The sequence below is a fragment of the Planococcus sp. APC 3900 genome (genome assembly GCF_030407735.1).
Taxonomy (GTDB): domain Bacteria; phylum Bacillota; class Bacilli; order Bacillales_A; family Planococcaceae; genus Planococcus; species Planococcus notacanthi.
In genome coordinates this window covers 435,634-448,485 of record NZ_JASDCT010000002.1, presented here as the reverse complement: position 1 = coordinate 448,485, position 12,852 = coordinate 435,634, and the positions used below count along the sequence as shown (strand labels likewise).

Here is a 12,852-nt window from a genome sequence, read left to right as displayed (position 1 = left end):
ATCTTCCTATTATACAGTCCACGGCCCAAAATTTCAGTATTATTTCGTTTTTTTTAAAAGCCGCCTAGTTTTTCGCTTCCAGGCGGCCGACTTGCAGACGGACCTTGTCTTTTTTCGTGCGGCCTTCAATCATGATCAAGCGCACACGTCCGTAGCCTCTTGAAGAAATCATGTCCGATTCATGCAGTTCAAAAGATGGCTGCTCCTGCAGCGTCCAATTGACCTTCACTTTTCCCCCATGAATTAAAGCAGACGCTTTCTGCCGTGAAATGTTATAGACCGAGCTCATGACAGTATCCAATCTCATCGAACTGACTGTGTACGATTCTTCGAACCATTCCTCATGCGTCTCAATCAGCTCTTCAGCAACGGTCACTTCATTCAAATGCACCTTCACTTTAGCCGCACTGACGAAATTGCTCTGCAGATAAGGGCTGATTTCATCCATAACAGCCAGCTGTACGCGCTCATTTTCTATCCGGATATCACCAAATTTACTGCGGTCCAAGCCTAACGACATCAAAGAACCCAGAATATCAGGATGGCGCAGGTTCACGAACTTCGAAGGGTATTTCAACTCGAAGACTGTGATGTTGAAATCCTCCTGCTGTGGTTCAAAATAGGAAGGATACAACAGCACACGCTGTCTTTCCGCATCTTTAAAGCGTCCCGAAGCCATTATCTGCACATCACTCGAGCCAACGACCGCCTCAACGATAAAACGCTGGCGCGGATCCAGAAAATCAGTCAATTTCGGTGAATAGCGGTCTTCCACTTCACGCAGCCAGCCTGATACCTGCTCAATAAATTGCTGTTCTTCTTTTCTGAAATGCTGAAATATCTCTTCCATATGGATGCTCCTTTACCTATGGTCATGTGTTCAAGAAAAAAACCTCACATCACGTGAGGTTTTGAGTTAAATGAAGTAATTCGCTAATACAACAATCCCCTGGCTAGCCAGGCTTAACGTGAAAATCGCAACAATCGGTGAAATATCAATCATTCCGATCGGCGGGATAAAACGCCTGAAAATATCCAAGTAGGGATCGGTGATTTTAGAAATCATTTGGCCGAATCCTGATTCCTTGATGCTCGGCACCCAGCTCATAAAGACGCTGACGATTAAAATGTAAAAATAGATATTAATGGCCGAGAGCAATAAATTTACAAGAACTATCATATTATTTTATGGCACCCCTCTTATTCTTGATCATCGTAATAATATCCTGAAATGGCGCCATCCACTTCAACAGTGTCTGGTACACATAGGAAGATGTCAGTTCCGATGCGTTGAATATCTCCGCCAAGGGCGTAAACTGTTCCACTCAAAAAGTCGATGATCCGAAGACCTTGATCTTTTTCAATACGTTGAAGATTTACGACAACGGCCTGCTTGCTTTTCAGGCTTTCTGCAATATCCTGCGCTTCTGCATAAACCCGTGGTTCTGCCAAGCTGACTTTTGAAGATTTTGAAGCACTCTGCAAACTAACTAAATTAGGCACAATGGTCTCCTCCACTTTCTGGCGCCGTTCTTTTGGTGTTTTTTTCGGCTCTTGCATGACTGCCGGTTTTTCATACCGCGGAGCTGGCTTTTGTTGAGTTGCTGGTTGTTCACGAACAGGCTGTTCACGAACTTGTTCTTCTTCGTATTCATCTAAGTAGAAAAAGTTTTTAAATTTATTTTTCATGCTCATTGTTTTGCCTCACTTTCCGACCCGACTAATGCTGTTCCGATCCGGACGAAACTTGCCCCTTCTTCTGCAGCGATTAAGTAATCATTGGACATGCCCATGGAGCATTCTGTGCATGGAGCATGTGCCCACTGTTTCTCTGATACTTGGAGTTGGAGTAATTTTAATCCTTTAAATGCTTTACGAATCACTTGGTCATCCGTTGTGTTCGGTGCCATCGTCATCAATCCGACTACCTGGATTTTGTCGAAGGCTTCCAAGGATTGTATAAAATCAATTGCCTCTTCCGGAGCAATTCCACTCTTTGACTCTTCACCCGATACATTTACCTGTACAAAACATTTTACTTGGCGGGTCGCACGTTTTTGAATTTCTTTTGCCAAGCTTAAACGGTCCAGGGAATGCAGGTAATCAATCTCGTCGATGACGTCTTTTACTTTTCGGGTTTGAAGATTGCCGATATAATGCCAGCAAACATCTTCGTCGATTGCCTCAAGTTTTTGGGCCAATCCTTCAGGACGGTTTTCACCTAAATGGCGGATCCCCGACTGTATGGCTTCTTTGGTGCGTTCCACACCTACTTGTTTGGTGACAGCAATCACTTGGATATGTTCTCTTATCGAATTTAACTGTTCAGTAATTTCTTCAAAAACTGGTTTGATAGGTTCCATGCTTTCACAACTTTTCTATAGAAGTCCAGTATATTGTAACAAGATTCGGCTGATTTATCAATTAAGCCATTTCCTAAAAAAAACAGCTGCCCAACCGGCAGCTGTTCGGATTAACGTCTCTTTTGACGATTACGCAAGAACGTCGGGATGTCCAATGCATCTTCGTTATGTTTTTCTTGTCTTTGTGGTTCCTGATTGTAGTAAGGCTGTTGTTCTTCACGGCGCTGCTCGTCGCGGCGTTGTTCTTCACGGCGTGCATCACGGATTGAAGGTGCAGGAGTCTGCTGTTGGATCGACTGGACACGGCTCGAGTTCAATCCAGAACCTCTAGGAGTTCTTGGCTGCAACTGTTCTTCATTAAATCCAGTAGCAATTACAGTAACGATGATTTCGTCTTTTAAGTTATCGTTGATAACCGATCCAAAAATCATGTTCACTTCTTCATCAGACGCTGAAGCTACGATATCCGCTGCTTCCTGTACTTCATAAAGGCTAAGGTTAGAGCCGCCTGTAATGTTCATCAAGACGCCTTTTGCCCCATCAACGGATACTTCAAGCAACGGGCTCGAAACTGCTTTTTTAGCAGCTTCAGAGGCACGGTTTTCTCCTGAAGAGACACCGATTCCCATCAATGCAGAACCTTTGTTGGACATGATTGTTTTAACATCGGCAAAATCCAGGTTGATCAATCCAGGGACGGCGATCAAATCTGAGATACCCGATACACCTTGGCGCAACACATTATCCGCTTCACGGAATGCTTCAAGCATCGGTGTGTTTTTGTCTACGATTTCAAGCAAACGGTCGTTTGGAATAACGATCAGTGTATCAACAGATTCCTTCATAATGGAAATTCCGCCGATTGCCTGTGTTGAACGCTTGCGGCCTTCAAATGTGAAAGGACGAGTTACGACACCAACAGTCAAAGCGCCAAGTTCTTTAGCGATTCCGGCAATAACCGGTGCTGCGCCAGTACCTGTACCGCCGCCCATTCCTGCAGTTACGAATACCATATCCGCTCCGCGCAATGCTTCTTCAATCTGTTCCTTGCTTTCTTCTGCAGCTTTTTTCCCTACGTCAGGGTTTGCTCCAGCACCAAGGCCGCGCGTTAATTTACCGCCGATTTGTAGGCGTACTTCCGCTTTTGACAAGTTCAATGCCTGTGCGTCTGTATTTACTGCAATAAATTCTACACCTTGGACTCCATGCTCGATCATCCGGTTGACAGCGTTGTTCCCGCCGCCGCCTACACCGATGACTTTAATTATGGCCATTGCATCAATATTTGTATCAAATTCCAACATTCTTTTTCCTCCTAAAATTGCTCAGCTTTTTTACTTGCAAGCTAGATACAATGTTGATTTTATTCAAAGAATCGATCAAACATCTTCTTGGCTTTAGTTACGACACCTTCGGAATTTTGTTTTGGCTGTTTTTGTTTCTTAGGCTGTTGTACTTCTTGGTGCTCAACTTTCACAGCGCTTGCGGCAGCTGTTCCAGTTCCAACTCGGCCATAGAAGACATCTTCCATGTATGCGTATTGGATCAGGCCAACTGCTGTTGTGTACTGAGGTTCGCGTACACCGATAAACTCCGGAGTGAACAGACGGACACGCGTTTGCAGGATGTTCCGTGCAAGTTCAGGCAAGCCATCTAATTTAGCCATACCACCGGTTAAAACGACTCCTCCTGGCAGGTCTTGTACACCTAAGCGGTAAAACTCATCCAAAATCAGTTCGAAAAGTTCTTCCAGGCGAACTCCGATTATTTCAGATATGTATTTTTGATTGTATTGTTCTGTGGAATCTGATCCGATGACCGGAACTTCAAACACTTCATCTTCTGAAGCATCTTCAAAAAATGCATGGCCATGCTCGAGTTTGATTTTTTCAGCTTGATCCGTCGGTGTCTTTAGAATGATGGACAAATCTTTTGTAACGTGGTCGCCTCCAACTGGAATAACAGAAGAAGCGGTCAAGTGGCCTTCTTGGAAGATGGCAATAGAAGTAGAACCTCCACCGATATCGATACACGCTGTACCATGATTTTTTTCATCTTCAGTTAATGCGTAGCTTCCTGCAGCAAGCGGTTGTACGTAAATATCACGAATTTCCAAGCCTGCTCTTTCCACACAGCGAAGTACGTTGTGTAAAATGGTCTTTGAAGTCGTCACCATTGTACCATCCATTTCAAGGCGGATACCAATCATGCCCCGTGGATCTTTGATTTCACCCAAATGATCGACCACATACTGTTCAGGAATGATGTTGACCAATTCGCGTTCTGGCGGAATCGACATAACTTGTGCCGCTTCCAATACGCGATCCAAATCATCGTCTGTAATTTCCCGGTTTTCACTGTTGACTGCCACAATCCCTTTAACAGGTTGAAGCACCGCTTTGTTTGCCGGAATTCCCAATACGACCTCGTGGATGGATTTCCCGATCATGCGTTCTGCCTGATCGACTGCTTTTTTAATGGACTGCACAGTTGCATCTATGTCAACAATCGCACCTTTTCTGATTCCATTAGATTTTACATTTCCGACGCCGATTACATTCAGCGACTTGTTGGCCATTTCCCCGATTAAAACTTTAACGGATGACGAACCGATATCTAGACTAACGTATAATTCTGATTGACTCAATTCGTGGCACCTCCTTATAAACTGCTGTACTTATATTCTATTGCAAATCATGCACCTTGTCTAAGAAAATCGCAAAACTTAGAAAAATTTCCTTCAATTGTTCAATTTATTTCTCTAACTTCTTTCTTTTCTGCCCATTTCGCTAAAATGATGCGTCGAATGACTGCGATATTTTGGAATAGCCGAACGCCGAACGCAAAGATTGCCGCTAAGTATAAATCTACCCCTAAATGGACACCCAGAAAAGCAAGACCTGCTGCAAGGGCGATATTAAAGAAAAAACCGGATACAAATACCTTGTCGTCATAAACCTGCTGAAGATGTGCACGAATTCCGCCAAAAAGCGTATCGAGTGACGCCAATACGGCTATGGACAGGTAATTGGCATATTCCGGAGGGATTTGAATATCCGTCAAAAGCCCGAGCGATATTCCGAGTATTAAACCTAATATGGACAACCACATCGCTATTCCCCCTCTGATGCCTGTAAATATTTGGTGTCGATAGCACCGTCGTATGCCTCGATGACAAGGTCAGTTTGAGGCTCAGAGACTGTCAGTGTCAAGTTATCGATATAGAAGTCGTCCAGAATACGCGACGCCAATAAATGATTATACAGCTTTTCCGAGTCTTCCAACGACTTCGAGATGATTTTGATGGAAAACGGCGGTGTATCGACCGGTTTCGTATTGACGGTCGTTTGGCCGTTTATATCCCGGATCGCTGTCGTGTTGATGATTCGTTTGCCATCAATCGATACATATAAGCCATTGAAACGGTTGATTTCATTTACCAGGCGAATAAGCAAATCTGGTGAAATCCCTTCAATGTCCAGTCCCATCGCAACCGCTTCCAGGGAAGGTTCAATCAGGACTTCGATGCCGGGTCCAACAGTTTCTGCCAGGCCAGCGGCTTTTCTAAGTTCACCCGCTGTTTCCCGCAGCGCTTGCTCTGGGCTCGCATCCGAAGCAGCTTCGTATTTGCCTAAAGTATCATCGAGTGAGCTGATTTCAGATAACAGCTCTGATTGAAGCTGATTTTCTCTTGCCAATTCCTGTCTGATTTCCCAGGCATCCCGTGTATCACGGATGTCCGGTTCATTGATCGTATTGTACTGAATGGCTGTCATTAAACCGATTATAAACATAATCACCGTAAATCGGGTAAGAATCCTTTTCTTCACGCAATTCCCCCCTGACTCATGATTCCGCCAGAAGAGCAGGCATTTCAATCAATTGCCCCTCATCCAACGTCACAATGATATTATCATTCAGCAATTGATCCATGATGCCACCCGTCAATTCCATCGAAGAAGTCAATACATCAGGTTCACCAATCGCTTCTATGACAAACGGTGCTGGGTATTGCACGCCATCGACGGTGATGACCGGCCCTGTACAGACGATGTAGGAGTTTCCATGAATGCGCTGGCCATTGATGGAAATGGCTTCAGCTCCGGAAATATACAATTCATTGATTACTTGGAAAACATGGCTTTCGTGAACAATGTAATCGTTCGGATTCACTGAATTGGGATTGTAATCGCCGTCCTGCAACGTTACTTTCAAACCGTTCCCTTGAACTGGCACCAACCCTAGGTACCGCCGCAGTTCTTCTGCTTCGGCCGCGTATTCGGTATATCGATTTTCTCCATCCGCAAATGATTTTTCAAATTCCTGGACCTTGCCTTGCTTTTCCTGCAATTCTTCACGCAATTCCTTATTGTGTTCCTGCTGTTCGATCAGGTCTTTCCGATACCGTTCTTCCTGTTCAAAAAAGGCTCCACCTGTAAATCCTTCTGTTTCTTTATTGGCATTCGACAAGCTGTAGGAATAAGCCATGATAAAACCAAGAACTAAAAAGACCAGTGAAAAAACGATCGATTTACTGAAGTTTTTGCGGTTACTCTTCTTCGGGTTCTTCATCGTCGGCACCTTCCTTCTCGAGGCCAAAGACATCTGCATAAGAACGGAAGAAAATCCCGACTTCCATATCGATAATGCCTTTTTGCCCTTCTTCCAATTGAGCAATGACAGAAGGATAATAATTAATTTTTTCAGCCAAGGTACTCAAAATGCCGTGGATCTCATTTCCATCATTCATATATAAAGTTACGTAGTCTGCGTCTTCCTGATCAGGATCCAGTATCACTTGTGAAACTAGCTGAAGAACCTCAGCATCGATTTCCAATAATTGATCTACCAGTTTCTGCCGTTTCTTATCGTCTTCAAAATTCGAATAGATCGGACCGTCGACGACAGTGACCGGCTGATCCAGAGCCAAATTATTGGATAGAACAATCTGGTAGCTGTTGCCACGGTCTAAGTAACCCATTTGAACATATTCAGTCAGCTTCACTTCCACGCCTGTCAGCCATTTTTTCTCGACAGAAGCGTCTTCGATCCACTCGAGTTTTTCCAATTCCTCCGCTACCGCTCCTGCATCGAAAGACCACATCGAATCTCCGATGGCTAATCCACTTGCAGCCTGGTAGCTTTCCTTGTCAAAGAGCACAGCGCCTTCAATGGTAATCGTCTGGATTTCACTGTACTTCGACTGGCTGTATAAAAGTACGGCAAGCAAAGTGAGGAAAATGAACAGCAGCGCCACGAACTTGCGATTGGTTCTTCTTTTCCGGCGCTCGCGGAGCGTCGGGATGCGTTCTTCGATGTCAATCACTTTGTCCATAATTGCTGCCCCTTATCTTTTATTCGTTGGCTTCCGTCATCTGCTGGACTGCGGTAATGAAAGCATCGCCTCGAATTTCAAAACTGTCGTATTGGTCCCAGCTTGCGCATGCAGGAGATAAGAGGATCGTGTCGCCGCTGGCGGAATGATTGATCGCTTTCTCGACCGCGTCATCCATTTTCCCTGCTTGTACGATATGTGCTACACCACAGTCTTCTGCAAAAGCTGTAAAGCGCTGTGCCGTCTCCCCAAACGTAATCAAAGCTTTGACCCGATTCATATAAGGACGGATTTCTTCGAGTGAATGGTTTCGCTCCAAACCTCCAGCCAATAAGATGATATTTTCCGGGAAAGCTTCCAATGCACTTTTCGTCGCTAAGGCATTGGTCGCCTTCGAATCGTTGTAGAATTTGCGTCCTTGCCACTCCACAATAAACTGGGAACGATGCTTAACGCCCGTGAAAGAAGTCAAAACACGTATGATGGTCTCCTTCGTTCCACCCCACAACATAGCTGCAGCGGTTGCCGCCAAAATGTTCTCCAGGTTATGCTGTCCGCCAAGTATAATTTTTGAACGTTCAATCAGCTTTTCGCCTTTCCAGTATATGAAATCACTGTCAGCACTGATACTTGTCGGCGTCCGTCCTTTTAAAGTGAACGGCACCAACTGCGCTTTGCAGTTTTTGGCATGGTTCACCAACAAAGGCTGATCGGCATTATATATGAAATAATCCTCAGCTGTCTGATTTTCAGTAAGCTTCATTTTTGAAGCTCGATAGTCTTCAATCGTCCCATGATAATCCAGATGCGCTTCGTAAATATTCGTGATAATTGCGATATTCGGGCGGAAAGACTCAGTTCCTTTTAGTTGGAAAGAAGACAATTCGGTCACCACCACATTTTCAGGCTTCGCTTTTTCAGCAACCCCGCTTGCAACTGTGCCGATATTCCCGGCAATCAATGGCTTTTTATTGTCTTGGTTGAGCATATGGAACAACAAAGTGGTCGTTGTCGTTTTGCCGTTAGATCCAGTGATGCCGATAAATGGCGCTTCACTGATCAGATAAGCCAACTCAATTTCAGTCCAAACCGGAATGTTCTTCTCCAGTGCAGATTCAATCAATACATTGGTATAAGGGATACCCGGATTTTTGACAACCAGTTCAAATCCCTCTTCCAGTAAATCTTCAGGATGTCTCCCACAAATAACGGTGACGCCCATATTTAATAACTCTTGCGCTTCCGGATTTTCTTCAAAAGGCTTGGAGTCGTTGACTGTAACAAATGCTCCCAGTTTGTGAAGGATGCGTGCAGCGGTAAATCCGCTTTTCGCAAGACCCAGAACCAAGATTTTTTTATGGTGTAATTGTGGCACCTCTTTCATTTACATTACCTCCAAAAAGACTGCGATTGCCGCGCTGATAAGACCGACTGACCAGAATACGATGACTACTTTCCATTCTGACCATCCGCTTAATTCAAAATGATGGTGGATCGGGCTCATTTTAAAGATTCGTTTCTGGCGCAATTTGAAACTGCCGACCTGCAGAATAACTGAAGCTGTTTCGATAACGAAAACAAGCCCAATCAGCAATAGCAGCAATTCCTGTTTCAACAAAATAGACACCATGGCCAATGCGCCACCCAAAGCCAATGAACCCGTATCTCCCATAAAGACTTTAGCCGGATATTTATTGAAAATCAAAAATCCAAGCAAACCGCCTGTGACGGAAAAAGTAAAGATGGCAATGCCGATTTGGTCCTGATAAATCGCCAATAGGCCAAATGCGGCAAATGCAATTGAAGCTGTGCCGGCCACTAAGCCGTCAAGCCCATCTGTCAAATTGACTGCATTGGAAAATCCGACCAGCCAAAAGACAATGAAGAATACATAGAACCAGGATAATTCCAGTGCGATATCTGTAAATGGAATTGTTACGCCAGTCTCAAAATCGATGCCGTTCAATACCAAGAACGAAATGACTGCGATGACGATTTGTGCAATTAACTTCTGCAATGAAGTCAATCCGAGATTTCTTTTTAAGACTACTTTGATAAAGTCATCCAGGAATCCGATCAATCCATATCCGAAAAGTACAAGCAATAGAATCAGTACTTTGGCATTCAGGAGTTCGGCAAACCAGGCAACCAATAGCACAGTGATGATGATTGAAATTAAGAAAACCAGTCCGCCCATAGTCGGCGTTCCTGTTTTCTTCATATGTGATTCAGGTCCTTCTTCACGGATGCTTTGCCCGAATTTCATCCGTTTCAGCAACGGAATGAAAATCGGCATAAGCACGACCGTTAGGATTAAAGCAAGTCCAAGACCCATTATTGTATAAGCGTTCATTTAGAGAGCTCCTTTAAACACGAGATTACTCGGTTGTTTCTTCTGTATCTGTTTCCGTGGCTTCGGCTTCTTCTGTTGTTGCTTCTTCTGTTGTTGCTTCTACTTCTTCTGTTTCAACTGTTGCTGTTTCAGAAGTTTGTGCTTCTGTTTCCGTAGCTTCAGTGTCCGTTTGTGGTTCCTGCTGTTCACTTTCAGCTTCAAAACCTTTTGCAGCCTCTTCTTCAAGCAGCTGCTCGCCATCGTCTTCGGCGGCCGCGTCTTCTTGTGCCTGCGCTGGATAATAAATTTCCGGAGGATGAAGCTCGATTACTACAGGCTCATTATCCTCTACAATTTCGCCTTCCGCAATGCTTTGCGTCAAAACATATCCTTGGCCCGCAATTTCCAATGCTAAGCCGCTTAAGGACTGATAGGCAAGAAGTTCACGTTTTGACCAGCCAGTAAAATCAGGCAACGCCGTTTTACCCGCTGTCTTCAGAATAACTTTGCCGCCTTTCAGTACAGTCTCCTCATTTTCCGGGTACTGAGCCACGACTTCTGACTGGTCACCAGTAACTACGACTTCGACACCAAGCTCAGTCAACTCTTCAGTAGCCTCTGCCACAGATTTGCCTGTATATTCTTCCACAGGCATCGTCGTAGCTTCCGCCATATTTTCCGGCTCAATGTTCAAATACTTCAAGCTATTTTCCATAACAGAAGTAAAGATTTTCGCTACCGGTACAGAACCATATTCATCAGCAGGCACATTCGGCTGCTGGACACCGATATAGATAAGCAGTTCCGGATCATCTGCAGGCGCCATTCCAAGGAACGAGAACAAATAATTGTTTCTGCCTTTCAAATAGCCGCCGCCTTCTTTCGGAACTTGCGCTGTACCCGTCTTCCCGGCAATCGTGTAATCCTGCAATGCAAATCCTCTTGCTGAACCGACTTCGGAAGTCACGGTTGACGCAAGAACTTCCCGTACTTTTTCAGCAGTTTCTGCTGACACAGGCTTCCCGGCTTCTTCCGGCTCACTTTTAACCGTGACTTTTCCAGTATCCTTGTTCTTGATTTGATCGATGACGTACGGTTTCATCATGACGCCGTCATTTGCAATAGCAGAGGCGGCTTGAATCATCTGAATCGGCGTTACTGTCGATCCCTGTCCATATGCTGTCGTCAATTTATTGATTGGGTATTGATCCAGTATTTTACCGGCTGCCTCTTTCGGCAGATCGATGCCGGTCTGTTTGCCAAATCCAAATGCATCCACGTATTTCATAAACGTGTCTGCTCCCATGCGCTCCAATAAATAGGCCATCGATACGTTAGAAGAGCGTTGAATCCCTTCAAGGAAGGAGATGGTTCCCCAACCGCGCCCACCGTTATGGTCACCGATGGTAGTGCCTAATAAATTATAGGTTCCAGAGTTATAGACAGCGTTCGGATCCCATTTGCCTTCTTCTATTGCAGCTGCCAATGTAAACATCTTCATTGGAGATCCTGGTTCAATCGTCAATTCGATGCTTTCGTTCAGCCAATTGTCCGAAAGTCCTTCACGTGTATTCGGGTTGAACGTCGGACGCTGTGACATAGCCAGAATTTCACCAGTTTTCGGATCAGCAACTACGGCGATCATTCGCGTCGGATCGTATTCTTCCTGAACTCCAGACATGGCGTCTTCCAGGAAATTCTGCAAGGTTCTGTCTAAAGTCAGCTGAACGTCTGAACCGTCTTCGGCTGGTGTAACTGCCGACTCACTATTAGGCAATAGGAAGCCCCATTTATCCGTATCGAATTCCATTCTTCCGTTCTTGCCGGTCAATACTTCATTGTGAATGGATTCCAGTCCCATCCTCCCGGTAGTCTTGGTTTCGCCATCCTTCAGCTCTTCTTTCATGGCATAGCCAATCAGGTGAGACGCAAAGACGCCGTTCGGGTATAGCCTTTTCAAATCCCGGACAAACAATAATCCCGGAATATTGGCTTCTTTCATTTCAAGCATCTTTGTGTGGCTGATTTCGCGTCCTGCAGAACCGAATTCCACTTGATAGCGATCTTTTTCCACGCCTTGTTTCAATGTCTCTAAAATACTTTCTTCAGAAGCATCCAGGTATCCAGCCAATTTTTGGGCTGTTTCTTCCACGTCTACGACATGCCGTGGATCACCGGCTTTTTGCGTTGCTGATTCGTCCAGTACCGCGACAAGTTTGTAAGTGAGTGTGTCTTCAGCAATCACTTCTCCGCTCCGGTCAATGATGCGGCCCCGTTCAGCAGTCAATACTTCTTCCTGGCTGTATTTCGCTGCTGCTCTGGCAGCAAGTTCCTGCCCTTCCACTTCTCCCGTTGCTTGAATCGTCACAATTCTGGTCAATAAAAGGAAAAAGAGCCCTGCAAATAACAAAAATAGCAGAAAGGCTCCTCCTTGAAATCGAAACTTTTTTTTCATTGTCCAGGCACTACCTTTACATTGTGCTCATTTAATTTAAGGCCAAGGTCTTTCGCTTTTGCCCAAATGCGCTCGTATGAAGACAGTTCTTTCACCTGTACGGACAAATCTGAATTTTGCTTCGTCATTTCACTGACTGATTGTTCAATTGTTTGGATTTCTTGTGTGGATGCCTGAATCTTCGATTGATTCTGCAAAATCACCAAGGCGCACAGGATACAGACTGCTACGAAAGTTACATACAGTATTTTTTCACCTTTAGTGATTAAACTCTTTCTTCTTACCGGCTGCCGACTCGGATTTTGAGGAACGGCCGGCTGTTGGATGTAGGTTTCAGTTCTTGCATTCAACGCCATTTGAACACGTC

General features: G+C 44.8%; 14 protein-coding genes. All 14 read right to left on the bottom strand.

The annotated features are described in order from the left end of the window. Positions 1-64: 64 nt before the first annotated feature. A complete protein-coding gene (locus tag QMA04_RS06205; protein ID WP_191714003.1) occupies positions 65-850 on the bottom strand; it encodes a YlmH family RNA-binding protein in 786 nt (261 codons plus the stop codon). Positions 851-916: 66 nt separating this feature from the next. Further along, positions 917-1,180 carry a YggT family protein gene (locus QMA04_RS06200; RefSeq protein WP_191714002.1) on the bottom strand — a complete coding sequence of 88 codons (264 nt, stop codon included), beginning with the start codon at positions 1,178-1,180 and terminating at the stop codon, positions 917-919. Positions 1,181-1,200: 20 nt separating this feature from the next. Continuing rightward, positions 1,201-1,695, bottom strand: coding sequence for a cell division protein SepF (locus QMA04_RS06195; protein ID WP_191714001.1), 495 nt, complete (start codon positions 1,693-1,695; stop codon positions 1,201-1,203). Continuing rightward, positions 1,692-2,363, bottom strand: a complete 672-nt coding sequence (locus tag QMA04_RS06190) for a YggS family pyridoxal phosphate-dependent enzyme (RefSeq protein ID WP_191714000.1) — start codon at positions 2,361-2,363, stop codon at positions 1,692-1,694. Before QMA04_RS06190 ends, QMA04_RS06195 begins: the two co-directional genes overlap by 4 nt. Positions 2,364-2,473: 110 nt before the next feature. Further along, positions 2,474-3,667: a cell division protein FtsZ gene (ftsZ, locus tag QMA04_RS06185; RefSeq protein ID WP_191713999.1), complete on the bottom strand. Its 1,194-nt coding sequence runs from the start codon at positions 3,665-3,667 to the stop codon at positions 2,474-2,476. Positions 3,668-3,726: 59 nt separating this feature from the next. After that, positions 3,727-5,010: a cell division protein FtsA gene (gene ftsA / locus QMA04_RS06180; RefSeq protein ID WP_191713998.1), complete on the bottom strand. Its 1,284-nt coding sequence runs from the start codon at positions 5,008-5,010 to the stop codon at positions 3,727-3,729. Between the two features lie 101 nt (positions 5,011-5,111). After that, a complete protein-coding gene (locus tag QMA04_RS06175) occupies positions 5,112-5,474 on the bottom strand; it encodes a small basic family protein (protein WP_191713997.1) in 363 nt (120 codons plus the stop codon). Between the two features lie 2 nt (positions 5,475-5,476). Continuing rightward, positions 5,477-6,193 carry a DUF881 domain-containing protein gene (locus QMA04_RS06170; protein ID WP_191713996.1) on the bottom strand — a complete coding sequence of 239 codons (717 nt, stop codon included), beginning with the start codon at positions 6,191-6,193 and terminating at the stop codon, positions 5,477-5,479. 16 nt (positions 6,194-6,209) lie between these two features. Continuing rightward, the gene (locus QMA04_RS06165) at positions 6,210-6,935 is read right to left on the bottom strand and encodes a DUF881 domain-containing protein (RefSeq protein ID WP_203339398.1); all 726 of its coding nucleotides are present in this window, start codon (positions 6,933-6,935) and stop codon (positions 6,210-6,212) included. Beyond that, positions 6,913-7,698 carry a cell division protein FtsQ/DivIB gene (locus tag QMA04_RS06160; RefSeq protein ID WP_290184567.1) on the bottom strand — a complete coding sequence of 262 codons (786 nt, stop codon included), beginning with the start codon at positions 7,696-7,698 and terminating at the stop codon, positions 6,913-6,915. Before QMA04_RS06160 ends, QMA04_RS06165 begins: the two co-directional genes overlap by 23 nt. 19 nt (positions 7,699-7,717) lie before the next feature. Then, entirely contained in the window at positions 7,718-9,082 is a 1,365-nt protein-coding gene (gene murD, locus QMA04_RS06155) for a UDP-N-acetylmuramoyl-L-alanine--D-glutamate ligase (protein ID WP_191713993.1), read from the bottom strand. Next, on the bottom strand, positions 9,083-10,051 hold the full coding sequence (gene mraY / locus QMA04_RS06150) for a phospho-N-acetylmuramoyl-pentapeptide-transferase (RefSeq protein ID WP_191713992.1): 969 nt from the start codon (positions 10,049-10,051) through the stop codon (positions 9,083-9,085). A gap of 25 nt (positions 10,052-10,076) precedes the next feature. Next, on the bottom strand, positions 10,077-12,485 hold the full coding sequence (locus QMA04_RS06145; protein WP_290184564.1) for a penicillin-binding protein: 2,409 nt from the start codon (positions 12,483-12,485) through the stop codon (positions 10,077-10,079). Then, positions 12,482-12,841 carry a cell division protein FtsL gene (gene ftsL / locus QMA04_RS06140; RefSeq protein ID WP_191713990.1) on the bottom strand — a complete coding sequence of 120 codons (360 nt, stop codon included), beginning with the start codon at positions 12,839-12,841 and terminating at the stop codon, positions 12,482-12,484. The genes QMA04_RS06145 and ftsL overlap by 4 nt, the downstream gene beginning before the upstream one ends. Between the last annotated feature and the right edge of the window lie 11 nt (positions 12,842-12,852).